Raw genomic sequence first — 26594 nt, 5'->3', positions numbered from 1 at the left:
TCAGTCCGCGCGCGGCGGGCTGTTCTGCTCGGCTAAAGTCTTGTCGTCGCTGATTGCGATGGGTGCGCCGTTGTCCAGTTTGATCTGGCCGGCGGTGACCACTTTTTCACCCTTTTGCACACCTTTGTTAATCATCACCAGCCCGTCGCGGCGCTCGCCGGTTTCGATGAAACGCCGTTCGGCGATGAGGATCGGCTGATCCTTGTCGTCTTTCTCGACTGTGCCGTCTTCGGCTTTTTTCTGCGCCACCACGTACAGCGAGTTGCCGTAGAGGGTATAGGTGATAGCACTCTCCGGCACGACGATGCGCAGCTGCGGATCCGGCAGCAGGACCTGCAGGCTGGCGAACATGCCTGGCAGCAGCTTGCCCTCGGGGTTGGCCAGGGTGGCGCGCACTTGCACGTTACGGGTGGTGTTCTCGACTTTCGGGTTGATCGCGCTGATGGTGCCGGGGAACGTCTGGGCCGGGTAGGCGGAAACCACGATCTGCACCGCCTGGCCCACCGCGATTTTCGGTACCGATTGCTCAGGCAGGAAAAAATCGACGTACAGGCTGGTGAGATCCTGCAACGTGGCGATCACCGTGCCGCTGGCCACATAGTCGCCAACGTCCACCTGGCGGATGCCGATGGTGCCGCTGAAGGGCGCAAGAATGCGCTTCTTTGCCAGTGAAGCCTTGAGCTGATTGACCGTGGCCTTGTTCTTCTTGAACACGGCTGAGAGCCTGTCGAACTCGCCTTTGGAGATGGCCTGGCTGCCCACCAGCTGGCTGCCGCGGTTGTAGTCGACCTGGGCCAGCCCGAGGTCAGCCTGGGCGGTTTCCAGCAGTGCGCTTTCGACGGCGCTGTCGAGTTGCACAATCGGCTGGCCGGCCTTGACCTTCTGTCCAGACTCAAACTGCACCTCGGTGACGGTGCCGGCGATTTCCAGGCTCAGGTCTACGCCCTGCAGCGCCTTGAGGGTGCCAACGGTAGGCAGGCGGGCTTGCCAGGGCTGCTCGGTGGCGGTGGCCACGGCGACGCTGGTCGGCGGCTTTGGCGCAGAGAAGCCTTGGATCATCGTGTAGATGGAGAAGGCCTTGTAGGCGGCCAGGACCAACACGATCAACAGCACAACACCCAACATGATCAGCATGCGACGGCGCAGCATATTTCCACTTCCTTGGAGAAAATCAGGGCATACAGACCGGCACATTACTCCGAGTGGCGGGGGGATTCCAACTGATAGAACTTACAGGGGGACGGCTTTCGACGGGCGTTGGCCTGAAAAGATCGCAGCCTTCGGCAGCCCCTGCAGGTTGAGCGCATTCCAGTGCAGGGGTGCCGAAGGCTGCGATCTTTTGGCGCTATTACGTCATCAGGTGCAGATGGTTATCCCAGAGCCCTGCAGGCAGTTCCAGGGGTTTTGCCAGCAGGTCCGCCTGGCGGCAATCGTAGTACCGGCAGCGGCCCTGGCCCGAGGTCACGACAAAACCATCAGCCACCGCACCGACCCCGGCGCAATCGGGAAGCGGCGCATCCAGGCGCACTTCGCCGCTGTCCAGGTCCCAGATGAAAAAGCGGTTGCCCCGTGGCGCAGTCAGCGCCACCAGGCGCAAGTCACTGTGAACCGCCACGCTTGCGGTGTAATGACCCATCGCCTGCAACTGGTGTTCAGGCACAGGGAACGCCACGAATGGCTGGCCGGGCCGCTTGATCGCCAACAACTCCGAGGATTCGTGGGACGGCCCCATGAATTGCTGGCCGGCGACGATGGTGCCGTCGTTGGCGATGCCCAGGTGTCGCACACTGTTCATCTGCTGGGCGAGGGTTTCCTTGCTCAGCAGGGTCCCGTCGCGTTTCATCAGCACCAGGCTCGGCTCCATGGCGTTCAGATTCATTTCGACCCGGCTCTCGGCCTCGGTACGAATGCCGCCGTTGGCCACCACCAGGGTCTCGCCATCGGGTATCCATGACACTTGGTGCGGACCGATACCGTGGGTGGAGATCTCGCCGCTGTGGACCAGACGCCGGCCCTCGAAACGGTACACCCCGAGCAGGCCTCGACCGGGATCGGAGGTATCGTTTTCGGTGGCGTACAGCCATTCGCCGCTGCTGTGGATCACGGCGTGGCCGTAGAAGTGCCGGTTGGGCAGCGAGGTCACGGTTTGCAGCACAGTGCCGTCGCGCAGGTCGATCAGGTAACTCTCGGTACCTGGGCGACGGGCCACGAACAAGGCCATCGGCTCTGTTGGATGATTGATGATGTCATGGCAACGCTGGCCAACCTGCGTGGCGAACACCTGAGTGCCGTCCAGACGATACCCGACCGCATAGTGCTTGCCATCGGTGTCGTCCCGCGCCGAGAGCAGCAGAGGGCTCTTGTCCTTTTGCTTGAACAGCGTCCAGCCGCCCAGTGTCACTGCTCCCAGCAGCAAGCTACCTAAAGTCAGAGCCTGACGTCGCAGCATCGCAGTCGCCCTCATCAGTCACCGTCGTTGGCGTTGAAGCCCAGTTGGATGCCCAGCGCCTTGGCCAGCTCGCCTTCGTGCAGGCGATGGACAACGTTGAGACTGTCATAGATATCGTTGAGTTGCTGGCGACCGGCGTCGTCACCGAGCATTTCGGCCAACGTGCGCTGATTGCTGGCGAACAGTTTCAGGGATGCAGCGTAAGCGGCGTCGATCTTGTCGGCCAGGGGTTTCTGCTCGCTCGGCAACAGGCCGCGCAGGCCTTTGTTGTCGACACCTTCCCAAACGGTCTTGGCGGCGGCAAGGCTGGCTTCCAGGCCGCTCAGGGAGGAATGGCTGCGCCATGCATCGGCCTGGAACGGTTGTGGCACGCCCTTGCTCTGGCGGCCCATCGGCGTGCCGAGTTTTTTCTTCAGGCTGTCGAGGGCGGTCACCTGTACTCGCAGCAGATCGGCGATGGCCTCATGGGAGTCGGCGTAGCGCTGGTTGGGGAACTTGCTCATCTGCGCGAGCATGCCGTCGGTGTTGTTCCAGCTTTTGAGAATGTCTTCGGCCAGCAGTTTCTGATGTTCGCCGATCGCCTTGAGCAATGGGCAGTATTTGGCTTTCTGCGCATCGTTGGCAACGTCAGGCTTGCTGTCGAACAGGATGTATTCGTAGGCCGACAGTCCTTGCACCACAACACTCGACTTGGCGAGGGTAGCAGCGTCGATCTGCGGCTGCGCGGTGACCAGTTGCTCGACCTGACGACCGACCAGGTTTTTCTTGTCCGGCCAGAACTGCACGGACCAGGCACGATTGCCCTCGGCCAGGGGGCCGATCAGCAGCGGTTGCAACTCGGCCCAGGCCTTTTGCGCATGCAGGAAGTCCTTGCGTGCCGTGTCGAGATTTTCCTTGCCTTCGCAGTAGGCGAGGGCACTGACAGCCAATTGGCGATCGGCTTCCACCCAGCGGGTATACGTAGGCAGGATCACCGATTTGGCGATTGCCGCCGACGTGACGGCCTGTGGGTCCTGCGGGGAGCAGGCGCCGAGGGCGAGGGCGGCAAGGCTGGTGAACAATAATTTGGGACGGAACATGTAAGGCTCCCGCTGAGTGAACGCTTATTAAAGGGAATTCAGGAACGCCAGCAACGCAGCGCGCTGCTCGGCGTTGAAAGACAACACCTGTTGCTGCGCCGCCTTGGCTTCGCCGCCATGCCAGAGCACGGCTTCGAGCAGACTGCGGGCGCGGCCGTCATGCAAAAACTGGGTATGGCCACTGACCGCCTGCGTGAGGCCGATGCCCCACAACGGCGGGGTGCGCCATTGGCGGCCACTGGCCTGGAATTCGGTACGGTTGTCGGCAAGGCCTTCGCCCATGTCATGTAGCAGCAGGTCGCTGTAGGGGCGGATCATCTGATTGGCCAGTTCAGGTTCTGCGGCCGTCGCTGCGGTGGTGTATTTGGGGGTGTGGCAGGACTGGCACCCGGCCTGGAAAAACAGGCTCTTGCCCGCCAGCACCTCGGGCGCGCTGACATCGCGACGGGCTGGGACAGCCAGGTTGCGGCTGTAGAACAGCACCAGGCGCAGGATGTTGTCGCTGACTTCCGGCTCGCCATCGGGGCCATTACCGTTGGGCGCCTGCCTGCACGCGGTTTGCGCGTCGGTGCAGTCATCGATGGGCCTTAGGCTGGTTGTGAGGCCCATGTCACCGGAAAACGCGTGGACGTTCTGCTGATTCAGATTCGGTTGCCCGGCTTTCCAGCCAAATCGACCCAGAACGGCTTTTTGCTGCACGTCGTCCCAAACCCAATTGGGCTGTCCGCTGATGCCCCGGTTCTCCTTGGCCTGCGCTTGGGCGTTGGCCAGGATGGCGGCTTCAGGGATGGCTTCGAGCAGACCCAAGCCGATCATCGGCGGAGCGACCCGTGCCGAGAAACGCGTGTCGGGGTGCATCGGGCCGTAGCCGAGCTGGCTGATCTGCAAGCTGGGTTTGCGCAGCTCGATTTCAGTGCCGTCCTTGAAACGCACAGGCACTGGGGTGTAATCGACTCGCACCTTGCCTTCAGGAACCACGCCCGGTACTGACATGTCCTGCAATTGACCGCCGTAGACGGGCTCCGGCACCACGCCGAGCTGCTCAATGACCTTGGCATAAGCCGGCGCATCCGGGATCGACAGGCGCACCAACATTGAAACGGCATTGGCCGCACCCGGCGTGGGCGGGTGGCCGCGACCGTCCTTGATGTGGCAGTTCTGGCAGGCGTTAGTGTTGAACACAGGCCCCAAGCCGTCGCGTGCGGTGGTGGTCGAAGGGGCGATCACCCAGGGGTTGCGGAAGAAGCTGTTGCCGACGCTGAAGTCCACGCGCCGTGAGGGCGCAAGGTTGGCGGAGGGCAGGGAAAAGGCATTCTGATCTGTCTTGCGCACAGTCGCGCTGCCACCGGAACGGGCTTCACCGGGTTCGGCCTTGGTAAAACGCGGGGCGTCATCGCAGGCACTCAGGCACAGGGCCAGAAACAGTGCGGATAAGCGAAGAGGCAGCGAGAGCATCAGACATCCTGCAGAACGAGCAAAACACGGGCGCAAAGTCTAACAGGGCGGTGAAGATTGAATAAGAGGAATTATCGTTTGGTTGATGTGACGCAGGAAAAGATCGCAGCCTTCGGCAGTTCCTGCGGGTGTACGCCGATCAATGCAGGAGCTGCCGAAGGCTGCGATCTTTTATGGACTGGCGCACAACATGAAGCGAAAACAAAAAAGGCGACCCTAAAGGTCGCCTTTTGATCCAGCCAGCGTTGATCAGAACTCGTGATCAGCGTTGTCCGGGTTCAGGTCGCTGATGCCCAGCTTGCCAGCAGCGGCTTCGATCGAACCGGTCTGCTTGACCAGCGAAGCAATGGCGTCGCGAACGATCTGGTTGCCGGCGGTGTTGCCGGCCGCGATCAACTGGTCGTAGTGCTCACCCTTGTTGGCGTGGTCGACAATGACCTGCATCTTGGCTTCAGTGGCTTCCAGGTCAGCTTTCAACGCGCTGTCGGCAGCCGGATCAGCCTTGGCCACCAGGGACGACAGGCTCGCGCCGGTCATCTTGGTACCGTCGACGCGGGTGTATTCGCCCAGGTATACGTTACGGATGCCTTTGGCGTCGTAGAACTGCGAGTTGTGGGTGTTATCGCTGAAGCAATCGTGCTCGTCTTCAGGGGAGTTGGCTTCCAGGGAAACCTTCATGCGCTCGCCCGCCAGTTCGCCCAGGGACAGGGAACCCATGCCGAACAGCATTTTGCGCAGGCCGGTTTCACCAGGCTCGGCTTCCAGCGTCGCGCGGTAGTTGTCGGCCACGTTCGGCTTCCAGTTGCCGACCATTTCTTCCAGGTCGCTGACCAGCAGTTGGGTCACGGACTTGAGGTAGGCGCGACGACGATCGTTGTGACCACCGGTGGCGCCAGTGCCTTCGAGGTAGTCGGAAGCCGGACGGTTGCCAGCGCCAGGGCCGGTGCCGTTCAGGTCCTGGCCCCACAACAGGAATTCGATGGCGTGGTAGCCAGTGGCGACGTTGGCCTCGGAACCGCCCAACTCATTGAGGCTGGCGAGTTTTTCCGGGGTGATGTCCTTGACGTCGATCTTGTCTTCGCCGACCTGAACTTCAGTGTTGGCAATGATGTTGGCCGTCGCGCCCGGGTTGCCCAGTGCGTGCTCGTAGGACTTGTCGACATAGTCGATCAGGCCTTCGTCGAGTGGCCAGGCGTTCACCTGACCTTCCCAGTCGTCGATGATGGTGTTGCCGAAGCGGAATACTTCGCTCTGCAGGTAAGGTACGCGAGCAGCAACCCAGGCAGCTTTGGCCGCTTTCAGGGTGTCGGCGTTCGGCTTGGCGAGGAAGGCGTCGACAGCACTCTGCAGGGTTTTCGCGGTGGATTCGGCATCGCTGTAGACGGCGAAGACGATGTCGGCGTAATGCGCGACAACGGCTTTGGCGGCGGCTTCGTCGACCTTGCCGGCAGCAGCAGGCGCCGGCGCAGCGGCCGGGGCTGTGGTAGTGGCGGCTGGAGTCGGCGCTGGAGCGGCAGCTTTGTCTTTGCCTTCGCCACAACCGGCGAGGGAAATAGCGATGGCCAACAGACTGGCGGTAGCCAGAGGCATACGAATCATGGCGAACATCCTGCTTCGAGAAGGGGGTGGAATGGCGCAGCAAGCGCGCAAAACTGCGACATAATGCAAATCTTTCGCATTATCTGTAAAGGGTTGTGGCTGTAAATATTTCTTGTTCACCCACCTACAGGATCACAGCATTGCTGCGCTGCGCCTGCTTGAGGTAGGCGCTCAACTCTCGCGCCGGCAATGGCTTGCTGTAGAAATAGCCCTGCCCCTCGTGGCAACCCTCGGAGATGATGTAGGCCTCCTGCTCTGCCGTTTCCACGCCCTCGGCAATCACCTGCATGCCCAGGCTTTTGCCCAGCTGGATGATCGCCCGGACGATCGTGGCATCGTCGTCATCGTCCAGCAGGTCCTGGACGAAGCTCTTGTCGATCTTGATCTTGTCCAGCGGCAGGCTCTTGAGGTAACTGAGCGACGAGTACCCGGTACCGAAGTCATCGATCGCAATCAAGGCGCCGGAGCGACGCAGGCTCAGCAGGTGCTGGGCGGCGGTGCTGATGTCTTCCATCAGGCCGGTTTCCGTGACTTCCAGTTCCAGGCTGCGCGGTGGCAGGCGATACATCTGCAGCAGGTTGTTGACCACCCTTGGCAGTTCGGCGTGGTGCAGTTGCACGGTGGACAGGTTGACCGCCATGCGCAGGTCGATGAAGCCTTGGTCATGCCAGTCGCGTAGTTGCTTGCAGGCTTGATCCAGTACCCACTCGCCGATGGCGATAATGGTGCCGTTCTGCTCTGCCAGCGGGATGAACAGGTCTGGCGGGACCAGCCCGTGCTCGGGATGCTGCCAGCGAATCAACGCCTCGACACCCACCACGCGGTTTTCCCGGTAGCTGATCTGGGGTTGGTAAACCAGATAGAACTGGTCGCGGGCCAGGGCATCGCGCAGGTCTTTCTCCAACTCGCGACGGCGGCGCATCTCGGTGTCGACACTGGCGATGTAAAACTGGTAGCGGTTGCGCGAGCGGGTCTTGGCCAGGGTCATGGTCTGCTCGGCTTTCTGCAGCAGCTTTTCAGTACTGTCGCCATCCTCGGGAAACAGGGTGATGCCGATGGTCGCGCGCAGGCGAATTTCCTGATGATCAAGAGCAAACGCGGCTTCGAGATCGTCGAGAATGCTCTGGGCCAGTTCCGCCGCTTCATAGGGCTGTTCGATGTCGGCCTGGACCAGGGCGAACTGGTCGCCGCCGAGACGGGCCAGTGCGCCAAGGCGTCCGCTGTGGGCCCGCAGGCGATCGGCAAGGGCCAGCAACAGTTGGTCGCCGGTCTGGTAGCTGAACTGTTCGTTGATACCCTTGAAGTCATCGAGGCCCACGCACAGCACCGCCACCCGGCGCTGCAACTTGCCGGCGTCCACCAGGATCTTGTCCAATTGATGCTGCAGCTGCTGGCGGTTTGGCAGGCCGGTCAGGAAATCGTACTGCGACATGCGCAGCAGGCTGTTTTCCGCTTCGTGGCGCAGGTGCGTGTTGCGCTCGATGGACTCCAGCAACTGGTTGGCGGTGTTGATCCAGATACCCAGTTCGTTCTTCTCGTGCCCCTTGAGCTGGGGAATCTTGTGTTCGCTGGGTCGGTCCGGGTTGATTTCAGTCAGGTGCTCGATGATCCGCGACAGTGGTTTGGTCAGCAGCCAGTGATACACCAGATACAACACCAGGCCCATGGCCAGTGCCCGCAGGACCCCGGAGATGAAGATGATCACCGAGCTGACGATAAACCCCTGGCCATAGGTGGCGGTGTCGAGGGTGATACTCAGGTCGCCGTAATATTCGCTGTACGGGCCGCGTCCCACCAGTTGCGTGGTGAAGGTGCGTTCCTTGCCAAGAATCAGGTCAGTCAGCCAACGGCTCTCGGAATGCTGCAGGTCGCGGGATTTCTGCGCGAGCATCGCCTCGTTGGGATGGCCGATGGAGGCCTGGCGCACGGCGTCGTCCTGAAAAAGACCTTCGATGACCTGCATGCCCATCTCGCGGTCCAGGCTGTAGACGGCCTGGGTGGAGGGGTCACGAAACATGTCGAGGATGCGCTCGGCATCGTTGGCCACGGCCTGGCGTGTCTTATAGGCATCGAAGACGATCTGCGCGCAGCTCAAGACCACGCCGACGATCAATGCCGACAGGAGCACGACCCGGAGCAACTTCACCGACAAGCTGTTCTTGAGTTCCAGCTTCAAAAGGCTATTCCTTGTTCCGTGCGGGTAGCATCAAGTTGCCATGAGTATTGGCAATCCCGTGATGGCAGTCAAAGGGACATTCATCCGCGGGAGATTTTGCCTGCTGCCTGGCGAAAATACAGTTGCCTGAGGTTTTCTGCTGATCAGCACTGTGTCGTCAGGCGGGCCCTGGAACTTGAGGGTGGCTGGATGATTTTTTCCTCGGGTTGATGTTAGGCCGGTCTTTTGCGCCCCCATAAAAAACCCGGCCGAAGCCGGGTTTTTTATGGGGTGTCGATCTTAAGCGGTGAAGGTTTTGCCTTCGAACTGCTCAGCCACGAATTTCCAGTTGACCAGGTTCCAGAACGCTTCGACGTATTTCGGACGAACGTTGCGGTAGTCAATGTAGTAAGCATGTTCCCAGACGTCGCAGGTCAGCAGCGGGGTATCGCCATTGGTCAGCGGGTTGCCGGCGCCGATGGTGCTGGCCAGGGCCAGGGAACCGTCAGCCTTTTTCACCAGCCAGCCCCAACCGGAACCGAAGGTGCCGATGGACGTCTTGCTGAACTCTTCCTTGAACTTGTCGAACGAACCGAACGAAGCGTTGATGGCTTCAGCCAGGGCGCCGGTTGGTTGACCGCCGGCGTTTGGCGCCAGGCAGTTCCAGTAGAAAGTGTGGTTCCAGACCTGAGCGGCGTTGTTGAAGATACCGCCCGAGGAAGACTTGACGATTTCTTCCAGGGTCTTGCCTTCGAACTCGGTGCCTGGCACCAGGTTGTTCAGGTTCACGACGTAGGTGTTGTGGTGCTTGTCGTGGTGGTATTCCAGTGTTTCCTTGGAAATGTGCGGCTGCAGGGCATCGTGTGCGTAAGGCAGCGGCGGCAATTCGAAAGCCATGATGATTCTCCTAATCAGGTCAGTTGCGGTGAGCGCAAGGCCGATCACGGGCGGCCAGACAAGCGCCGGGGAGTTTGTACTCTTTGCGGCGCATCGGACCGGATCATAGCACCGGGGGTGCGGCATAACCACGCAACAACTGTGTGGAATAGAGGTTCCAGAGCCTTTTGGAATAAATCAGGCGCTGGTGATGAGTTGCACCGCTACCGTGAACATCATCACCGCCACCAGCAGGTCGAGGATCCGCCAGGTACTCGGCCGGGCCAGCCACGGCGCCAGCCATGCGGCGCCCAGTGCCAGAGTGAAAAACCACAGCAATGACGCGCTCGCTGCGCCCACTACGTAAGCGCCCGGTTCGGTCTGCTGCGCGCCGAGCGAGCCGATCAGCAGGACGGTGTCCAGGTAGACATGCGGGTTGAGCAAGGTCACGGCCAACGCGCTGAGCATGACCGCCCGCAGCGAACGCACGGTCTGGCCCTCGCCCTGTTGCAGGCTCTGTTTTGAACAGGCCCGGCGCAGCGCCAGGCTGCCATACCAAAGCAGGAATATTGCGCCACCCCAACGGGCTACCGCGAGCAAGGTCGGGTTGTGCGCCAATACCGTCGCCAGGCCAAACACTCCGGCGGCGACCAGCAATGCATCACACACCACGCACAATGCAGCGACCGGCAGGTGGTGTTCACGCCGCAGGCTCTGGGCCAGCACAAACGCATTCTGGGTGCCGATCGCCATGATCAGCCCTGCGGCCACTAACAGGCCGTTGACATAGCTTTGCCACATTGAGGGTTACTCCGCATTAGCTGCCAGGTCCCGCAACACGGCCATGGCGCGCTCTGCATCGGCCTGGCCGACGAATAGATGGTCGTGGTAGTAACCTGCGATCACATTGCAACTGATTCCGGCCTGTCCCAGTGCGGTTGCGAAGGCCGCTGTCAGGCCGACGGCCTGCAGCGCCGAATGCACGTTCAGGGTGATCCAGGCGGCGACGTAGTCAAAGTGCAGGCCGGCTTTTTCGGCGTGGCGACGCTCCAGGATCACCGTCAGCCCTTCTTGCTCGCGAAAGCTGCCGATCAACTCGAGACCTGCCGGCAGCTGGCTGTCGTGAAGGGTACAGAAGACGTATTCGCCGGCGTTGAGTTGCGGGCTCATGCTGCGCAGCAGGGTTACCAATGAAGTTTCGCCAGCCATGTGGGTGATCCTTGTCGAAGAGTTCTTGCTGGCCATTCTCCCCGTGGAAGCGGTATAAGAAAAACCAATCTTGCTGATCGCTCATTAGGAAAACTGATGTTCGACTATAAATTACTGTCCGCCTTGGCAGCCGTGGTTGAGCAGGCCGGCTTCGAACGCGCCGCACAAGTGCTGGGTCTGTCGCAATCGGCGATTTCCCAGCGCATCAAATTGCTCGAAGCCCGGGTCGGCCAGCCGGTTCTGGTGCGGGTCACGCCGCCGTCGCCTACCGAGATCGGACGGCGCCTGCTGAACCATGTGCAGCAGGTGCGGCTGCTGGAGCGCGACTTGCAGACCCTGGTGCCGGCGCTGGACGAAGAAGGCCTGCCGGAGCGTCTGCGCATCGCCCTCAATGCCGACAGCCTGGCCACCTGGTGGGCCGCCGCCGTCAGCGATTTCTGCGCCGAGCAACACCTGCTGCTGGACCTGGTGGTTGAAGACCAGACGGTTGGCCTCAAGCGCATGCGCGCCGGCGAAGTGGCCGCGTGTATCTGCGCCAGTGAGCGCCCGGTGGCGGGCGCGCGCAGCGTGTTGTTGGGGGCGATGCGCTATCGGGCCCTGGCCAGTCCCGCGTTCATTGCTCGGCATTTCCCGCACGGGGTGCGCGCTGATCAGTTGGCGAAGACCCCGGCGCTGGTATTTGGGCCGGACGATTTCCTGCAGCATCGCTACCTGGCTTCCTTGGGTGTCGATGGCGGTTTCGAACACCATTTGTGCCCGTCCTCCGAAGGTTTTATCCGCCTGACCGAAGCCGGACTTGGCTGGGGCCTGGTGCCTGAACTGCAGGTGCGCGAGCAGCTGGAACGCGGTGTGTTGCTCGAGCTGTTGCCAGATAAGCCCATCGATGTGCCGCTGTACTGGCATCATTGGCGCAATGGCGGGCAGTTGCTGGGGTTACTGACCGAACAATTGGTGCGTTCATCCAGGCAATGGCTGGTGCCGTTGGACTGACGGGCAGCGTCAAGGCTTACGCATTACGCAAAATGAAACACATCGGAGCACTACATGAAGATTCTGGTCACCGGCGCAAGCGGCTTCATTGGCGGGCGCTTTGCGCGTTTCGCCCTGGAGCAGGGCCTGGACGTACGGGTCAATGGTCGCCGGGCCGAAAGCGTCGAACACCTGGTGCGCCGTGGCGCCGAGTTTATCCAGGGTGATCTCGGCGACCCGCTGCTGGCCCGCGACCTGTGCGTGGATGTCGACGCTGTGGTCCATTGCGCCGGTGCCGTGGGGTTGTGGGGCCGTTATCAAGATTTCCACCAGGGCAATGTCCAGGTCACCGAGAACGTGGTCGAAGCCTGCCTGAAGCAGCGGGTGCGGCGCCTGGTGCACCTGTCTTCGCCCTCGATCTATTTTGACGGCCGCGATCACCTTGGTCTGACCGAAGAGCAGGTGCCCAAGCGCTTCAAGCACCCCTACGCCGCGACCAAGTACCTGGCCGAGCAAAAAGTATTTGGCGCCCAGGAATTTGGTCTGGAGACCATCGCCCTGCGTCCGCGATTCGTCACCGGCGCCGGTGACATGAGTATTTTCCCGCGCCTGCTGAAAATGCAGCGCAAGGGGCGGTTGTCGATCATCGGCAACGGTTTGAACAAGGTGGATTTCACCAGCGTGCAAAACCTCAACGAAGCCTTGCTCAGCAGCTTGCTGGCCACGGGCTCGGCGTTGGGCAAGGCCTACAACATCAGCAATGGGACCCCGGTTCCGCTGTGGGATGTGGTCAATTACGTGATGCGCAGGATGGAAGTCCCGCAGGTCACCCGCTACCGTTCCTATGGGCTGGCCTACAGCGCCGCCGCCTTGAATGAAGGCGTATGCAAGCTCTGGCCGGGCCGCCCTGAACCAACCCTGTCGCGCCTGGGCATGCAGGTGATGACCCGGGATTTCACCCTGGACATCAGCCGCGCGCGGCATTATCTGGATTACGATCCAAAGGTCAGTCTCTGGACCGCCCTGGACGAGTTCTGCAGCTGGTGGAAGGCCCAGGACATCCGCTGACGGGCCCGTCACTGAACCGAGTTGGGGGTTCAAGGTCAATCGATGCGGTTGTGGGGGGGTATACTGCGCCGCATCAAGCCATCACCGCGTTCACAAAGGTTGACTCAATGTCCATGCGTAACGATGCCAACGACGACTTCGATGTACCGAGCCTGCGTGCCGACAGCCTCGACGACGATGATTTTGTGCCTGCCGCGCGTCATTCCGGGCACTCGCGCACGCCCCCGGTGGTCAAGGTCAAAGGCCCGAGCACCGGTCCTCTGTGGGCACTGGTCGGTGCATTGTGCATCGCCTTTGGCGGCCTTGCCTGGTGGAGCTTCCAGCAGATTTCGCTGATGGAGCAACAGCTGGTGGCGACCCAGGAAAGCTTTGCTCGCATCAGCGAGGAAGCGGCAGGGCGCCTGCAGGATATTTCCGGCAAGGTGGTCGCCAGCCAGACCAACGTTTCCAGTGACAGCGAAGCGTTGAAGCTGCAGATCAGGCAGCTGGAAAGCAAACTCCTGGATCAAGGCAAGCAGCAGCAGGGCGTTGTTGGCCAGACCACCGAACTGGACAAGCGCCTGGCGCAGATGACGGCGCAAACCGCCGAGCTCGACAAACGCCTGGCCGAGGCGAGCGCGCAAGCCACTGAACAGCAGAGCGCCAACACTCAGTTGCAGGCCCAGGTCAAAGCCCTGAGCAGCGAACTGGCAGCACTGAAAAGCGCCCCAGCCGATACCAGCAAGGTTGACGCCCAGCTCAAGAGCCTCGGTGCCGATATCGCTGCATTGAAGAAGCAGGGCAATCCAGGCGCGGCCATCGACCGCCTGGAACAGGACATGATCGTGCTCAAGGCCCAGCAGGATAATCGTCCACCCGCCAGCGCCAGTGGCAATACTGCCGAATTCGATGCGTTCCGCACTCAGGTCAGCCGCAACATCAACACTCTGCAGGCGCAGATCCAGAATCTGCAAAAGCAACTCAACGCCCGACCCTGAGGACGCCGTGCGCTCCTTGGCGGCTGTGCTCGTCTACGCTGCTTGAACACCAACAGGAATGAGGAACGCGCAATGGGGGTTTGGCATAAATTGATGTTACTGGGGGGGCTGCTGTTGTTAGGCCTTGGCCAGGCACAGGCGGCCGGCACGGAAAAAGACGACAGCCAGGCCGCCAAGGCTCTGCTGGAAAAGGCCTTGGCCTACTACCATGAGAATGGCGACAAGGCGTTTGCCGCATTCAGTCGCCAGGGTGAGTTTGTCGACAAGGACCGTTATGTGTTCGTGGTCGACACCAAGGGCGTCATGCTCGCCAGCGGCGGGCCTTCTTCGGCGTTGATCGGGCGGGATGTGTCGGATGTGCTCGGGCCGGATTTGCAGAAAGCCTTCAAGGATGCGTTGAAAGTGCCTGAGGGCAACGGCATTCAGCAGGCCGAATATCGCTGGCAGAACTGGTCCGACGGCAAGGTCGAGCGCAAGCACGTGTTCTACCAGCGTGTCGGCCAGCGCATTCTGGCAGTGGGCTATTACCTGCCTCGCGCGTCAGCGGAGCAGGCCATGGCGTTGCTGAACAAGGCGGCCGGCGATCTGGCCAAGGATGAGAAAGGCACCCTGACCGCGATCAATTCGCTCAAGGGCGGGTACCTGCAGGATGACCTGTATGTATTCGTGGTGGACCTGGACACCGGTCGTTACGTTGCCCATGGCACCAACCTGCGCTTGATCAACACCGACTTCAGCAAGATCAAGGATCCCGAAGGCAAGCCGGTGGGCGAGCCGATCCTGGCGTTGATTGCCAAACAGGATTATGGCGAATACGAATATCGCTGGAAGAACCCGGTGACTGGCAAGGTTGAGGCCAAGCATGCGTACCTGAAAAAGGTCGGGCATTTCCTGGTGGCTGTGGGTTATTACAGCCCATAAAATCAAAAGATCGCAGCCTTCGGCAGCTCCTGCGCAAGCTGCGATCTTTGCGTTAACGAACCTTGTCCTCGCGGCCCCGCAACATCATGTTCGGCATTGCAATCGCCGCCGCCAATCCCAGCAGTGACACCGCCGCACTGACCGTCAGCAAGTGCCGAAACGTCAGCAGCAACTCTGCCCGCAAGGCAGTTTGCGCATCCCCCGGCGCGGCGTTCAAACCGTCCAGCAGGACATTTCCCGAACCGCCTTCACCAATCAGCGTCGAGCTGCCCAGGTGGGCGAAGCTTGAATCCTGCAACAGCGCCAGCAGCAATGCCGACATCAAGGCTACCCCCACCGCGCCACCCAGGGAGCGGAACAAATTAGTCGTGCTGGTGGCCACGCCGATGTCCCTCTGTTCTACCGAATTTTGCGTCCCCACCAGCGAGGTCGGGAATTGCATGCCGCCCGCAATACCACTGAGCAACATGAACAGGCTGCTCCAGATCATCGCCTGGGGAGGGCTGAACGCCATGCCGAGAATTGATATCGGCATCAGCGCCGCGCCGGTCAGGATCATCGGTTTGTAGCGCCCGGTCACCGAGGTGCGACGACCGGCAAAATACGCGCCTATCGGCAGCCCCATGGCCAGCGGTAACAGGTGCAGGGCGGCACTGTCGGCGCCTGCACCGGTGACGCTCTGAAAGCGCAGGGGCATCAGGACGATCAGCGAGATCGCCTGGAAGCTGGTGAAGAAAATCGTGCACCAGCAGAGCAGGGCATTGCGGTTGGCAAACAGGTGCATCGGCAGCAACGGTTCCCGCGCCCGGCGTTCGTGCCAGACGAACAGCCCCAGTATCACGACCGCACACGTGAGCAGCCCCATGACTTCGAGGCTGTTCCAGGCATGGCCCTGGCCGACTTCGGTAATGCCGAGCAGCAAGGCCGTCAGGCCGATAATCATCAGCACGGTGCCGACGTAATCGATCACCGGTTTGCGCTGCGGCACCGGCAGACCGACCAGGGTGCGATGGGCGACCACCAAGGCGCCCACTCCCAGTGGCAGATTGATCAGGAACACCCAGCGCCACGACAGGTACTCGGTCATGTAGCCACCCAGCACCGGTCCGGCGACACTCGCCACCGCGTACATGCTGCTGAAATACCCCTGGTAGCGACCGCGTTCGCGCGGCGGCACGATGTCGCCGATGATCGCCTGGCTGACCGAAATCATCCCCCCGGCACCAATGCCCTGGAGAATTCGCGCCAGGACCAACTGCTCCATGCTCTGGGCCATCCCGCAGAACAGCGAAGCCAGCGTAAACAGCCCCATGCCGAACAGCATCAACTTGCGGCGCCCGTACAGGTCGCCGAGCTTGCCGTAGATCGGTACGGCCACCGTCATGGCCACCATGTACCCGGAAATCACCCAGGCCAGCAGGCTGACATCCTTGAATTGTGCGGAGATGGCCGGCATCGAGACTGCCACGATGGTCTGGTCCAGCGCGCCAAGGAAGATCGCCAGCATCAGGGCAATCAGCACGCTGCGAATCGCCGGTTTCGGCGCGTCGGGCTGGGTGAGGTGGGTCACGGTAAAACCTGCGGCAATGGATGATCCGCAGGCAAGAGGCGAGCGGCAATGCTCGCCAGTGTAAGTCGATAGCAGGCTATTCGATAGGCTCGTAGGGAAGGCCGACGTAATTTTCTGCAATGGTCTTGCGACCGGCTTCGGAGTCGACGAAGTACGCCAGCTCTGATTCGGCGATGCGCTGGCTGAAACCGTCGTGGTCGTCGAAGCGGTGCAGCATCGACGTCATCCACCAGGAAAAACGCTCGGCCTTCCAGACCCGTCGCAGGCAAATTTGCGAGTACCTCTCCAACAGATCGAGGCGGTCTTCGCGGTACACCTTCAGCAGAATATCAAACAGCGTACTGACATCGCTGGCCGCCAGGTTCAGGCCTTTGGCTCCTGTGGGTGGGACGATGTGCGCGGCGTCACCGACCAGGAACAGTCGCCCGTACTGCATCGGCTCGACCACAAAACTGCGCAGTGGCGCGATGCTTTTCTCAATGGACGGCCCGGTGACCAGCGTTTCGGCCAATTCCGCTGGCAGACGGGATTTGAGCTCCTCCCAGAATCGCTGATCGGACCATTGCTCCACCGTCTCCCCGGTGGGCACCTGCAGGTAATAACGGGTGCGGGTTGACGAACGCATGCTGCACAGGGCAAACCCGCGTGGATGGCGGGCATAGACCAGTTCTTCGTGCACCGGCGGAGTGTCGGCAAGGATGCCCAGCCAGCCGAACGGATAAACCCGTTCGAAAATCTTCAAGCTGTCGGCCGGGATCGATTGCCGTGCCACGCCATGGAAGCCGTCGCAGCCGGCGATGTAGTCGCAGTCGAGTCGATAGCTCTCGCCGTCTTTTTCAAACGTGACGAAGGGTTCAGCGGTCTTCATTGCCTGGGGAACGACGTTCTCGACGCCGTAGAGGGTCGTGGCGCCTGCAATCTGACGAGCGGCCATCAGGTCGCGAGTGACTTCTGTCTGGCCGTAGATCATCACGGTTTTTCCGCCGGTAAGGGCGTGCAGATCGATGTGCACCTGGCGACCGTCGAGCGACAATTCAAAGCCGTTGTGGATCAGTCCTTCGGCATCCATGCGTTGTCCCGCACCGGCCTTGCGCAGCAGCTCTACCATGCCCTGTTCAAGCACCCCGGCACGGATGCGCCCGAGGACGTAGTCCGGGGTCTGGCGTTCCAGAATGAGGGTGTCGATTCCAGCGTTGTGCAGCAGCTGGCCGAGGAGCAATCCGGATGGGCCTGCACCAATGATGGCGACTTGGGTTTTTAGCGTTTTCATTGTTTTTATGGCTCGCAAGCTGCACTCGGCCAGGGCCGGTGGACGATTGTTATGGATCGAGTGCTTGCATTTTTCACTTGCGAGTCTGTCAATTGAAGGTGAAAACTGAGCCGATACCTGTACATTCTGCCAATCGGTGCGATTATCGCCCGCTACTATCTCCGAGGCCTGATTGAAGTTATGAACAAGCCTGCCCTGCCTTCCATTCCGGTGTTCAAGCTTTACGGAGAAAGCCTGGACTGGCCCACCCCGGACCTGTTGCATTGTGAAACCATATCCAAACGCAGCCGTGAGCATCAGTGGGAAATCAAGCCCCATCGCCACGCCGATCTGTGCCAGTTGCTCTTCGTCTTCAAAGGTCAGGCAGAGCTTGAGATCGAAGGGCAACGCACACTGCTCACCGAGTCGGCGATCCAGATCCTGCCGCCTTTATCCGTGCACGGCTTCCGTTTTTCGGAGGACGTCGAAGGGTTTATCGTCACGCTGGCTGCGCCGCTGGTCGCGCACCTGCAGGCGCAGCTGGGCAGTTCGATGAATGCCCTGGGCCAGGCCGAGAGTTACCCGGCGGGCAAGGACAGTGAATATCTAAACAGCCTGTTTACCGCGCTGCAGGACGAGTACACCGGTCATCAACCGGCGCGGGAAATGCTTATGCATTCGCTGGTCAGCGTGATCATGGTGTGGGCCAGCCGCCAGGCTCTGCAGCGACGGTCTGCCAGTCAGCGTCCGCAGCGGGCGCGCGAGTACCTCAACGGCTTCATTCAGCTGGTGGAAGAAACCTATCGCCAGCATGTCAAGGTTGAAGACCTGGCGCATCGGCTGGGCATCTCTGTTTCCCACCTCAACGGCACCTGCCGGGAGCTGGCGGGGCAACCGGCGCTGCAGATCATGCACGAGCGCCAACTGCTCGAAGCCAAGCGCCTGTTGACCTATACCAGCATGACGATCTACGAGATGTCCGACGTGTTGGGGTTTTCCGATCCAACCAATTTCACCCGGCTGTTTCGACGCCGGGTGGGTATTTCGCCCAAGGCGTTTCGCGACCGTTTAAAGGCCGATCAGGACAACGAAACCTGACGCCTTCCGTCAGCGAAGGGCGTTGAGGGTGGCGTTGTGGGGAATACAGCGCTCGAAGTTGCAGCTCGCAAAATCGCGGGGCAGTTGCCGCAGCTGTTCGACCCGCCAGGCAGCGGTGCCATAAAGCGCCAGCGTTGCTGCGCAGGTGACGAAAATGGCAAGGTATCTTCTTGTTTTGATGTTCATGGCGCTCACCTCTGAACGAATACCCGGGGGTACTACGTTGAGCATAGTAGGCGCTGCCGAAGGCTGCGATCTTTTGATCTTGTATTTGCTATTGATCTTCCAAAGAGCGCCACCCACAGCTGAAAATCAAAAGATCCTCCGATCAAAAAACCCCAACCGCCCCCAAGCCCCCGCCAGCCCCTACAGTCGATCCAGCTCGACATCCCACACCGGCTCTTGCGGAAACCGCAGCACCAGGAAATCCAGCATGCAGCGCAACGTCGTCGGCATGTGCTTGCGGGACGCGTACACCGCGTAGATGTTCATCTGCCGCGGTTCGGCTTGGGATAGCAAGCGGATCAAATCGCCACTGACAATGTGCACGCCCGCCTGGTAGCTCGGCAACATCGCCACCCCGGCGCCGGCCAGGGTGGCGCGCAGCAGGGTGCTTGTCTCGTTGGCGCTGATGTTGCCCTGCACCGTCACCGACTGCGGCTCGCCGTCCTGCTCGAAGTGCCAGAGGCTTTTGCCGAAGTAGGAGTGGGTCAGGCAATTGTGCTGGCTCAAGTCCTCCACCCGCTGCGGCGCGGGGTGCTCGTGCAGATACGCCGGGGAGGCGCAGATGACTGAACGGCACACTGTCAGCCGCCGCGCGATCAGGTTCGGGTCCAGGTCGTTGCTGGTGCGGATGGCCAGGTCGATGCGCTCGTCCACCAGGTTGACCGTGCGATCGAGCATCTGCAGGTCGATGCTGACGCCGGGGTAGCGCCTGACGAACGCCGCCATGGCGTCCGCCAGCTGCGCCTGGCCGAACGAGGTGCTGACGCTGATGCGCAGCAAGCCGCGCGGCGCCTCGTCAGGCTCGGTGACCGCCGCCTGCATGTCGCTGGACAGCTCGAGCATTTGCCGACAGCGCGGCAGTATCTCGCTGCCCGCCGCCGTCAGGCTCAGTTTGCGCGTGGTGCGGTGCATCAGCCGCGCGCCGACCCAATCCTCCAGTTCCGCCAGGTAACGCGAGACCACCGGTCGCGAAAGGTCCAGGTGATCGGCTGCAGCCGACTGGCTGCCGAGGTCGACCACCGAGACGAACACCCGCATTGCTTGAAGTCGATCCATGATTTGCCCGATTTTAGAAACAAACTATGTCGCAGCATCGCATTTTTTGTATCAGTGCAGGCAACTAAGCTCTGTCGCCTCGCCCAATACGGCAATCGGCATCGGAGCTCTACATGATCGGTTTCACTTCCCTCAAACGAATTCTGCTGGCCAGCGTCACGTTCGGCCTGGCAGCCCACGCCCTCGCGGCGCCCCTTACGCTGGACGTCTACAACCCGGGTACCGAGGCTATTTTCCCGGTCAGTTCGGTGCTCGTCAGCGGCGAGAAAGACGCGGTTTTGGTGGACGCGCAATTCGGCAAATCCCAGGCCGAACAAGTGGTGCAGAAAATTCGCGCCAGCGGCAAGCAACTGACCACGATCTACATCAGCCACGGTGATCCCGATTACTATTTTGGCCTCGACACCCTCACCGCCGCGTTTCCAAAAGCCCGGGTGCTGGCGTCGCAGCCGACTGTCGATCACATCACGCAGACGGTCGACGCAAAGCTGGCCTTCTGGGGGCCGAAAATGGGAGCAGATGTGCCGGCCAAAACCATCATGCCGCAGGTGCTCGAGGGCGACAGCCTGATGCTTGAGGGGCAGAAACTGCAGGTGATCGGCCTCCAGGGCAAGCAACCGGATCGCAGCTTCGTGTGGATCCCGTCGATCAAGGCGGTGGTGGGCGGCGTGGTGGTGGCGCAGAACATCCATGTGTGGATGGCCGACACCCAAACCCCACAGTCCCATGCCGATTGGCTGGCGACGCTGCAGTCCATCGAGACGCTCAAGCCGCAGACTTTGGTGCCCGGCCATTACCTGGGCGAGAGCACCCGGTCGCTGGCGGCCGTGCAGTTTACCGCCGACTACATCCGGGCCTTCGACGAAGAAACCGCCAAGGCCAAGGACTCGGTTGCGCTGATCGCGGCCATGAAAAAACGGTACCCGACCCTGGGCGAAGAGAGTTCGCTGGAGCTCAGTGCCAAGGTCGCCAAGGGTGAGATGCGGTGGTAATACGCTAACCCTGGCACCTGTGGGAGCTGCCGAGAGAAACGAGGCTGCGATCTTTTGATTTTGATTTTGATCTTGATCTTGATATTGATTTTAGACGCCAAAAGATCGCAGCCTCGTTTCACTCGACAGCTCCTACGCAGCTCCTACGCAGCTCCTGCCAGCTTTTGCGTTACCGCGACTGAGCCTGCTCCACCAACCACCCCATCAGCTCGCGCAGCTTGGGCGACGGCTCGGGTTTCTGCGGGAACACCAGGTAGTAGGCCAGACCGGTTTTAACCTTCAGCGCGAAGGGCATCACCAGTCTGCCCGCGCTCAGGTCATCCCCGATCAGCGACCAGTCTCCAATCGCCACACCCGTCCCTTGGGACGCCATCGACATGGCCAGGTCCAGGGTTTCGAAATGCTGGCCCTTGCCCACGTTGCTTAAGCGTATCCCGGCGCTGGCCAGCCAGGCTTTCCAGTCGCGTTCGTCCTGGGTGGGGTGCAACAGCAGATGCTGTTGCAGGTCGTCCGGGGACTGCAACGGTACCGGGCCTTCGAGCAGCGGCCTGGAACAGACCGGGGTCAGTTGTTCGTCGAACAGGTGCAGGGAGGCCAGCGCATTGTCCGGTGGCGCTCCGTACATCACTGCGGCGTCGAACTGTTCACGATGAAAATCCACTCCGTGCTTCACCGTGGTGGTCAACTCTACCGGCACGTCCGGACGCTCCCGTTGCCACTGCAACAGCCGTGGCAGCAACCAGCGCATGACGCAGGTCGGCGCCTTCAACTGCAGGGTCTCGCGCTTCTCGCCGATCTGGTCCACGGCTTCGTCGATCAAGCGGAAAATCTTCTGCACCCGCGGCAGCCATTCGCGCCCCTCGGCCGTCAACTCCAGCCCCCGGGCCTGGCGAATGAACAGTTCATAACCCAGGTGATCCTCCAGCCCGGCGACTTGCCGGCTCACCGCGCCCTGGGTGATGTGCAACTGTTCGGCGGCACGGGTGAAGTTGCAGCACTGCGCGGTGATCAGAAAAGTGTGCAGCGCCGGCAGGGGAGGCAATCGTTTCATGGGGATCCAAGGTATGACGTAAGGACATGGCTAGTATGACTTTTTATCCATTGTTGAGGCGACGTGTCGCCCGTTCCAATGAGGCCATCCCTGGACCTGCCCACGCATCATAAACACTGCGCAGGTCCGGCGTCTCAAACGAACAGGAAGGGCAATGACATGGCGACGTGTGGCGAAGTATTGGTCAAGTTACTCGAAGGTTACGGGGTCGAGCAGGTGTTCGGCATTCCCGGGGTTCACACCGTGGAGTTGTACCGCGGGCTGGCCCGTTCGAGCATCAACCATGTCACTCCGCGTCATGAGCAGGGCGCCGGTTTCATGGCTGACGGCTATGCGCGCACCAGCGGCAAGCCCGGTGTGTGCTTCATCATCACCGGCCCTGGCATGACCAACATCACCACTGCCATGGGGCAGGCCTACGCCGATTCGATCCCGATGCTGGTGATCTCCAGCGTGCAATCGCGCAGCCAGTTGGGCGGTGGCCGGGGCAAGCTTCACGAGCTGCCAAACCAGAGCGCGCTGGTGGCCGGGGTGGCGGCGTTTTCCCATACGCTGATGTCGGCGGCCGAGCTTCCGGGCGTGTTGGCCCGCGCCTTCGCGTTGTTCCAGGCGGGTCGTCCGCGCCCGGTGCATATCGAAATTCCGCTGGATGTGCTGGTCGAGGAAGCGGATGACCTGCTCGCCAGCGTGCCGGTCAATATTGATCGTGCGGGTGCTTCGCCGAGCGCGATCAGCCGCATGACCGCGCTGCTGGCCGGCGCGAAACGCCCATTGATTCTTGCCGGTGGCGGAGCCATTGATGCCGCAGCCGAGCTGACTGAATTGGCCGAGTTACTCGATGCGCCCGTGGCCCTGACCATCAATGCCAAGGGCATGCTGGAGTCCGCGCATCCGTTGCTGATTGGCTCGACCCAGAGCCTGGTGGCCACGCGTGCTTTGGTCGCCGAGGCCGACGTCGTACTGGCCATCGGCACCGAACTGGCCGAGACCGATTACGACGTGACGTTCGCCGGTGGTTTCGAGATTCCCGGTGCACTGTTGCGGGTGGACATCGACCCCGACCAGACCGTGCGCAACTATCCGCCACAGGTCGCACTGGTGTCCGATGCACGCAACGCCGCGCAGGCACTGTTGAGCGCGCTCTCGCACAAATCCCTGGCCGAGCGCGGTGCCGATTGGGGCCAGGTGCGTGCTGCGCGTCTGCGCGACGACCTGGCAGCGACCTGGGACGCGCCGACCCTTGCACAAACCCGCTTCCTGGAAACCGTGCTGCACGAGTTGCCGAATGCGGTGTTTGTCGGCGATTCGACCCAGCCGGTGTATACCGGCAACCTCACGTTCAACCCCGAGCGCCCGCGCCGCTGGTTCAATTCCTCCACCGGCTACGGCACCCTCGGCTACGCCTTGCCGGCGGCGATTGGTGCCTGGCTCGGTGGCAGCATCGAGGGCGGCGCGCGCCCTGCGGTGGTGTGCCTGATCGGTGACGGCGGCCTGCAATTCACCTTGCCGGAACTGGCCAGCGCCGTGGAAGCCCGGACTCCGGTGATCGTCCTGTTATGGAATAACCAGGGCTACGAAGAGATCAAGAAATACATGGTCAACCGCGCCATCGAGCCGGTGGGCGTGGACATCTATACACCGGACTTTATCGGCGTCGCCAAAGCCCTTGGCTGTGCAGCCGAAGCGGTGAACAGCGTGGAGCAATTGCGCACGGCGCTGCGCGTCGCCGCTGATCGGCAGGGCCCGAGCCTGATTGAGATCGACCAGAGCCAGTGGCTGCAGGCGGTGTCGAAATGAGCCTGCCGACGACGTTGCACGGCCTGTTCATCAATGGCCAATGGTCTGCTGGGCCGGAGCATCTGCGGGTGATCAATCCGTCGACCGAAGCCCTGCTGACCACGGTCAACGGCGGCGACGCGGGTGCCGTCGATCAAGCCGTCACGGCCGCGACCGCTGCGTTCAAGCACTGGTCGCAGACCACCGGTGCCGAGCGTGGCGCAATCCTGCGCAAGATCGCCGCAGGGGTGCAGGGTGCTCGTGAACAATTGATGTACCTGCAGTCGAGCAACAACGGCAAGCCGCTGTTCGAAGCGGCCATCGATGTCGATGACGTCGTCGCCACGTTTGAATATTATGCCGGCCTCGCCGAAGGCCTGGACGCAAAGCAGGACAGCCCGGTCGAGTTACCCACAGACGATTTCAGCGCCCGTTTGCGTCGCGAACCTTGCGGTGTGGTCGGCCTGATCGTGCCGTGGAATTTTCCCATGGTCACTACCGCCTGGAAGCTGGCCCCGGCCCTGGCTGCCGGTTGCTGTGTAGTACTCAAGCCGTCCGAAGTGACGCCACTGCCAGAGCTGGAGCTGGCGGCGATCATTGCCCGCTCGGGTCTGCCCCAGGGTGTGTTCAACCTGGTCTGCGGCACCGGCCTGGCCGTCGGCGCACCGCTGTCGGCGGACCCGCGCATCGCCAAGATCTCCTTCACCGGCAGCAACGCGGTAGGGGTGCAGGTGATGCAGCGCGCGGCCGAAACCGTCAAGGGCGTGAGCCTGGAACTGGGGGGTAAATCCTCGTTGCTGGTGCTGGCTGATGCCGACCTTGAACTGGCGGTGGAAGTGGCCTGTGGCGGCGGATTTTTTAATGCCGGGCAAATGTGTTCGGCGACCAGCCGAGTGCTGGTGGCCGATGAACTGGCGGACGAATTCCTCCTGCGCCTGAAGGCTCGCGCCGAAGCCATTCGTGTGGCGGACCCGTTCGAACCAGACGTGGAAATGGGCGCGCTGGTCAATCAGGCGCAATACCAGCGGGTACTCGGCCACATCGACCGTGGCTTGAGCGCTGGCGCGAAGCTGATCTGCGGCGGCAGTCGCCCGGCGGACCTTCCACGAGGCTATTTTTTGCAACCGACGATCTTCACCGACGTGCCCCAGGGCAGTGCGCTTTGGTGTGAAGAGATTTTCGGTCCGGTCATTTGCGTGCGCAGTTTCGCCTCCGAAAGCGAGGCGATTGCCCTGGCCAACGATAGCCAGTTCGGTCTGGTGGCCAGTGTCGTCACGCGCAATGCCGAAGCGGCGGATCGCGTCGCGAACGCCTTGCAGGCGGGGCTCGTGTGGATCAACGCGCCACAGGTGATCTTTGCGCAGACCGCCTGGGGTGGTTACAAGCAGAGCAGCATTGGCCGCGAATTGGGGCCGTGGGGCTTGCAGGCTTTCCAGGAAATAAAACACGTCATTCGAGCCATCTGATCGCTCGAAAATGGTGAGTGCGTGCCTCTTGTCGAGGCATGTGCTGATGTCATGGCTTCGATGAGTTTTTATCGATAGTCAGGTGTTTTGCACGACCTCAGGATGAACTCGCTGGTTCGGCCAACCCCCGAAAATACGAGGGATAACGCTGATCCGGACGCGGATGCAACAGTTTCGACCTGCCTTATACCTACAAAAACAAAGGGAGTCCGTAATGGGCGAGCATGATCTGAACAGACGTCAATTCATCAAGACCGTGGGCGTAGCCTCGGTAGCTGCGGCGGCCATGAGCATGCCGTTCATCAAGGCCAACGCCAGCGACACCCGCTTCCAGGGTAAAACCCTGCGCCTGCTGACCTGGTCCGACGACACCGGCCTGGCCGCGCTGCGCAACATCGCCGCGACCTTTGAAGACAAGTACGGCTGCAAGGTCATCGCTGACCGAACCGGCAGCACCTCGGAAATGGTCGCCAAACTCAAGGCCGGCGGCGATCGTGCGCAGTACGACATCATCACCCTGGCTGGCGTTGGTGCCGAGGGCCTGGCGGCGGCCAACCTCCTGGAAAAACCCGACCTCAACCGCATTCCCAACCTGGTCGATGTGCCGGAGAAATACCGCACCGGTGCCAATGGCCACGGGATTGGCTACCTGCTCTGGTGCAACAGCCTGGTCTACAGCACCCGCACCATCCAGCAAGCACCGGACAGCTACGCCGCCCTGTGGGACGCCGACCTGTCGCCGAACATTTTCCTGCCTCCGCCGAACTGGACCGAAGCCATGGACCTGATCATCATCGCCGCCAAGCTGGCCGGTGGTGACGAGCACAACATCGAGCCGGGCTTCAAGAAGCTCGCAGAGCTCAAGGACCGCGTGGTGACGCTGGGCGAGAACCCGAACCAGATCGCCGAGCTGTTCCGCACCGGTTCCCTGGACATGGGTGGCCTGTATGCGCCGGCTTTTTTCCCCAAGCAGATCCGCGATCCGGCCTACGGCCTGGGTGCTACCTTTGGCATGAAAGAAGGCTTCTACACCGACCTGATGCTCTCGGTAATGCCGAAAAATCGCCCCGGCGATACCGACCTGGCCTACGCCTTCATCAACCACTCCCTGGACCCGCTGGTGCAGGGCAAGATGGCCGAGGACATCTACAACGGCCCGGTCAACGCCAAGGCGATCATCTCCGCCGAGGCCCGCAAGAGCCCGTACATCCTCACGCCGGAGCAAATTGCCGAGAAGGCGATCATGCACGACAACGCCTTCCTGGCCTCTGTGCATGACCAATGGATTCGTCGCTACACGGAAATCTTTTCTTCCTGATCTGCCATACGACCTGCAAGGCACGATCCCCTGTAG

At 61.3% G+C, this 26594-nt stretch carries 24 protein-coding genes; 10 read left to right on the top strand and 14 right to left on the bottom strand.

Translation table 11 applies throughout. The features are described 5' to 3' along the window. The 4 genes from EQV97_RS18300 to EQV97_RS18285 all read right to left on the bottom strand — a co-directional run bounded on the left by EQV97_RS18300 (window position 1) and on the right by EQV97_RS18285 (window position 4983). Window positions 1–1149 (bottom strand): efflux RND transporter periplasmic adaptor subunit, encoded by a 1149-nt coding sequence (locus EQV97_RS18300; RefSeq protein ID WP_122840090.1) that lies wholly within the window; start codon window positions 1147–1149, stop codon window positions 1–3. A 199-nt stretch (window positions 1150–1348) separates the two neighbouring features. After that, window positions 1349–2449 carry a DUF1513 domain-containing protein gene (locus EQV97_RS18295; RefSeq protein ID WP_240889427.1) on the bottom strand — a complete coding sequence of 367 codons (1101 nt, stop codon included), beginning with the start codon at window positions 2447–2449 and terminating at the stop codon, window positions 1349–1351. Window positions 2450–2463: 14 nt separating this feature from the next. Next, the gene (locus EQV97_RS18290; protein ID WP_045057977.1) at window positions 2464–3528 is read right to left on the bottom strand and encodes an imelysin family protein; all 1065 of its coding nucleotides are present in this window, start codon (window positions 3526–3528) and stop codon (window positions 2464–2466) included. A 27-nt stretch (window positions 3529–3555) separates the two neighbouring features. Then, window positions 3556–4983: a di-heme oxidoredictase family protein gene (locus EQV97_RS18285; RefSeq protein WP_240889425.1), complete on the bottom strand. Its 1428-nt coding sequence runs from the start codon at window positions 4981–4983 to the stop codon at window positions 3556–3558. Between the two features lie 78 nt (window positions 4984–5061). Between EQV97_RS18285 and EQV97_RS18280 the strand changes: the two genes are divergently transcribed. Continuing rightward, the gene (locus EQV97_RS18280; RefSeq protein ID WP_240889424.1) at window positions 5062–5217 is read left to right on the top strand and encodes a hypothetical protein; all 156 of its coding nucleotides are present in this window, start codon (window positions 5062–5064) and stop codon (window positions 5215–5217) included. Window positions 5218–5232: 15 nt separating this feature from the next. Here EQV97_RS18280 and EQV97_RS18275 read toward each other — a convergent pair whose 3' ends face one another. From EQV97_RS18275 to EQV97_RS18255, 5 genes are all read right to left on the bottom strand, one after another. Further along, window positions 5233–6582: an imelysin family protein gene (locus tag EQV97_RS18275; protein ID WP_122840094.1), complete on the bottom strand. Its 1350-nt coding sequence runs from the start codon at window positions 6580–6582 to the stop codon at window positions 5233–5235. 124 nt (window positions 6583–6706) lie between these two features. Next, a complete protein-coding gene (locus tag EQV97_RS18270; RefSeq protein WP_122840095.1) occupies window positions 6707–8758 on the bottom strand; it encodes a bifunctional diguanylate cyclase/phosphodiesterase in 2052 nt (683 codons plus the stop codon). Window positions 8759–9037: 279 nt separating this feature from the next. Further along, on the bottom strand, window positions 9038–9634 hold the full coding sequence (locus EQV97_RS18265; RefSeq protein WP_008034365.1) for a Fe-Mn family superoxide dismutase: 597 nt from the start codon (window positions 9632–9634) through the stop codon (window positions 9038–9040). A 177-nt stretch (window positions 9635–9811) separates the two neighbouring features. Beyond that, entirely contained in the window at window positions 9812–10414 is a 603-nt protein-coding gene (locus EQV97_RS18260) for a LysE/ArgO family amino acid transporter (protein ID WP_122840096.1), read from the bottom strand. A gap of 6 nt (window positions 10415–10420) precedes the next feature. After that, window positions 10421–10822 (bottom strand): ACT domain-containing protein, encoded by a 402-nt coding sequence (locus EQV97_RS18255; protein WP_122840097.1) that lies wholly within the window; start codon window positions 10820–10822, stop codon window positions 10421–10423. Between the two features lie 96 nt (window positions 10823–10918). Here EQV97_RS18255 and EQV97_RS18250 point away from each other — a divergent pair, with 96 nt between their 5' ends. The 4 genes from EQV97_RS18250 (at window position 10919) to EQV97_RS18235 (ending at window position 14757) form a co-directional block, all read left to right on the top strand. Next, on the top strand, window positions 10919–11812 hold the full coding sequence (locus EQV97_RS18250; protein WP_240889422.1) for a LysR family transcriptional regulator ArgP: 894 nt from the start codon (window positions 10919–10921) through the stop codon (window positions 11810–11812). A gap of 54 nt (window positions 11813–11866) precedes the next feature. Then, window positions 11867–12859 (top strand): NAD-dependent epimerase/dehydratase family protein, encoded by a 993-nt coding sequence (locus EQV97_RS18245; RefSeq protein ID WP_240889420.1) that lies wholly within the window; start codon window positions 11867–11869, stop codon window positions 12857–12859. Between the two features lie 107 nt (window positions 12860–12966). Continuing rightward, complete coding sequence (locus tag EQV97_RS18240; RefSeq protein ID WP_240889418.1) at window positions 12967–13836, top strand: ATPase; 870 nt, start codon at window positions 12967–12969, stop codon at window positions 13834–13836. Window positions 13837–13908: 72 nt separating this feature from the next. Further along, window positions 13909–14757: a cache domain-containing protein gene (locus EQV97_RS18235; protein ID WP_122840101.1), complete on the top strand. Its 849-nt coding sequence runs from the start codon at window positions 13909–13911 to the stop codon at window positions 14755–14757. Window positions 14758–14809: 52 nt separating this feature from the next. On the opposite strand, the gene EQV97_RS18230 is transcribed toward EQV97_RS18235, so the two are convergent. Further along, window positions 14810–16327: an MDR family MFS transporter gene (locus tag EQV97_RS18230; RefSeq protein WP_122840102.1), complete on the bottom strand. Its 1518-nt coding sequence runs from the start codon at window positions 16325–16327 to the stop codon at window positions 14810–14812. A gap of 76 nt (window positions 16328–16403) precedes the next feature. Next, entirely contained in the window at window positions 16404–17597 is a 1194-nt protein-coding gene (gene pobA / locus EQV97_RS18225; protein ID WP_240889416.1) for a 4-hydroxybenzoate 3-monooxygenase, read from the bottom strand. A 180-nt stretch (window positions 17598–17777) separates the two neighbouring features. Here pobA and EQV97_RS18220 point away from each other — a divergent pair, with 180 nt between their 5' ends. After that, window positions 17778–18674 (top strand): helix-turn-helix domain-containing protein, encoded by an 897-nt coding sequence (locus tag EQV97_RS18220; protein WP_225569475.1) that lies wholly within the window; start codon window positions 17778–17780, stop codon window positions 18672–18674. Window positions 18675–18683: 9 nt separating this feature from the next. On the opposite strand, the gene EQV97_RS18215 is transcribed toward EQV97_RS18220, so the two are convergent. Both EQV97_RS18215 and EQV97_RS18210 read right to left on the bottom strand, forming a co-directional pair. Next, window positions 18684–18860 carry a hypothetical protein gene (locus tag EQV97_RS18215; protein WP_163019474.1) on the bottom strand — a complete coding sequence of 59 codons (177 nt, stop codon included), beginning with the start codon at window positions 18858–18860 and terminating at the stop codon, window positions 18684–18686. Window positions 18861–19040: 180 nt separating this feature from the next. Beyond that, window positions 19041–19955, bottom strand: coding sequence for a LysR family transcriptional regulator (locus tag EQV97_RS18210; RefSeq protein WP_240889414.1), 915 nt, complete (start codon window positions 19953–19955; stop codon window positions 19041–19043). A 113-nt stretch (window positions 19956–20068) separates the two neighbouring features. Between EQV97_RS18210 and EQV97_RS18205 the strand changes: the two genes are divergently transcribed. Further along, complete coding sequence (locus EQV97_RS18205) at window positions 20069–20947, top strand: MBL fold metallo-hydrolase (RefSeq protein ID WP_240889412.1); 879 nt, start codon at window positions 20069–20071, stop codon at window positions 20945–20947. Window positions 20948–21116: 169 nt separating this feature from the next. Here EQV97_RS18205 and EQV97_RS18200 read toward each other — a convergent pair whose 3' ends face one another. After that, window positions 21117–21998 (bottom strand): LysR substrate-binding domain-containing protein, encoded by an 882-nt coding sequence (locus EQV97_RS18200; protein WP_240889411.1) that lies wholly within the window; start codon window positions 21996–21998, stop codon window positions 21117–21119. Window positions 21999–22157: 159 nt separating this feature from the next. Here EQV97_RS18200 and EQV97_RS18195 point away from each other — a divergent pair, with 159 nt between their 5' ends. From EQV97_RS18195 to EQV97_RS18185, 3 genes are all read left to right on the top strand, one after another. Then, window positions 22158–23795 (top strand): 5-guanidino-2-oxopentanoate decarboxylase, encoded by a 1638-nt coding sequence (locus tag EQV97_RS18195; protein WP_240889409.1) that lies wholly within the window; start codon window positions 22158–22160, stop codon window positions 23793–23795. Beyond that, a complete protein-coding gene (locus EQV97_RS18190; protein ID WP_122840109.1) occupies window positions 23792–25240 on the top strand; it encodes an aldehyde dehydrogenase family protein in 1449 nt (482 codons plus the stop codon). The genes EQV97_RS18195 and EQV97_RS18190 overlap by 4 nt, the downstream gene beginning before the upstream one ends. A gap of 214 nt (window positions 25241–25454) precedes the next feature. After that, window positions 25455–26558, top strand: coding sequence for an extracellular solute-binding protein (locus tag EQV97_RS18185; protein WP_122840110.1), 1104 nt, complete (start codon window positions 25455–25457; stop codon window positions 26556–26558). Window positions 26559–26594 lie beyond the last annotated feature (36 nt).

The organism is Pseudomonas sp. TMW22090, assembly GCF_022496665.1.
Lineage (GTDB): Bacteria > Pseudomonadota > Gammaproteobacteria > Pseudomonadales > Pseudomonadaceae > Aquipseudomonas > Aquipseudomonas gregormendelii.
The sequence above is the reverse complement of the archived record's forward strand: the minus strand, read 5'-3'. Positions and strand labels throughout refer to the sequence as shown.

Bases quoted from the DNA above. Each gene is read 5' to 3' on its own strand.
- EQV97_RS18190 (WP_122840109.1), top strand. From the start codon at position 23,792: ATGAGCCTGCCGACGACGTTGCACGGCCTGTTCATCAATGGCCAATGG.
- EQV97_RS18255 (WP_122840097.1), bottom strand. From the start codon at position 10,822: ATGGCTGGCGAAACTTCATTGGTAACCCTGCTGCGCAGCATGAGCCCG.
- EQV97_RS18295 (WP_240889427.1), bottom strand. From the start codon at position 2,449: ATGCTGCGACGTCAGGCTCTGACTTTAGGTAGCTTGCTGCTGGGAGCA.
- EQV97_RS18200 (WP_240889411.1), bottom strand. From the start codon at position 21,998: ATGAAACGATTGCCTCCCCTGCCGGCGCTGCACACTTTTCTGATCACC.
- EQV97_RS18205 (WP_240889412.1), top strand. From the start codon at position 20,069: ATGATCGGTTTCACTTCCCTCAAACGAATTCTGCTGGCCAGCGTCACG.
- EQV97_RS18275 (WP_122840094.1), bottom strand. From the start codon at position 6,582: ATGATTCGTATGCCTCTGGCTACCGCCAGTCTGTTGGCCATCGCTATT.
- EQV97_RS18185 (WP_122840110.1), top strand. From the start codon at position 25,455: ATGGGCGAGCATGATCTGAACAGACGTCAATTCATCAAGACCGTGGGC.
- EQV97_RS18220 (WP_225569475.1), top strand. From the start codon at position 17,778: ATGAACAAGCCTGCCCTGCCTTCCATTCCGGTGTTCAAGCTTTACGGA.
- EQV97_RS18215 (WP_163019474.1), bottom strand. From the start codon at position 18,860: ATGAACATCAAAACAAGAAGATACCTTGCCATTTTCGTCACCTGCGCA.
- EQV97_RS18300 (WP_122840090.1), bottom strand. From the start codon at position 1,149: ATGCTGCGCCGTCGCATGCTGATCATGTTGGGTGTTGTGCTGTTGATC.
- EQV97_RS18290 (WP_045057977.1), bottom strand. From the start codon at position 3,528: ATGTTCCGTCCCAAATTATTGTTCACCAGCCTTGCCGCCCTCGCCCTC.
- pobA (WP_240889416.1), bottom strand. From the start codon at position 17,597: ATGAAAACGCTAAAAACCCAAGTCGCCATCATTGGTGCAGGCCCATCC.
- EQV97_RS18260 (WP_122840096.1), bottom strand. From the start codon at position 10,414: ATGTGGCAAAGCTATGTCAACGGCCTGTTAGTGGCCGCAGGGCTGATC.
- EQV97_RS18210 (WP_240889414.1), bottom strand. From the start codon at position 19,955: ATGGATCGACTTCAAGCAATGCGGGTGTTCGTCTCGGTGGTCGACCTC.
- EQV97_RS18240 (WP_240889418.1), top strand. From the start codon at position 12,967: ATGTCCATGCGTAACGATGCCAACGACGACTTCGATGTACCGAGCCTG.
- EQV97_RS18285 (WP_240889425.1), bottom strand. From the start codon at position 4,983: ATGCTCTCGCTGCCTCTTCGCTTATCCGCACTGTTTCTGGCCCTGTGC.
- EQV97_RS18250 (WP_240889422.1), top strand. From the start codon at position 10,919: ATGTTCGACTATAAATTACTGTCCGCCTTGGCAGCCGTGGTTGAGCAG.
- EQV97_RS18265 (WP_008034365.1), bottom strand. From the start codon at position 9,634: ATGGCTTTCGAATTGCCGCCGCTGCCTTACGCACACGATGCCCTGCAG.
- EQV97_RS18235 (WP_122840101.1), top strand. From the start codon at position 13,909: ATGGGGGTTTGGCATAAATTGATGTTACTGGGGGGGCTGCTGTTGTTA.
- EQV97_RS18195 (WP_240889409.1), top strand. From the start codon at position 22,158: ATGGCGACGTGTGGCGAAGTATTGGTCAAGTTACTCGAAGGTTACGGG.
- EQV97_RS18245 (WP_240889420.1), top strand. From the start codon at position 11,867: ATGAAGATTCTGGTCACCGGCGCAAGCGGCTTCATTGGCGGGCGCTTT.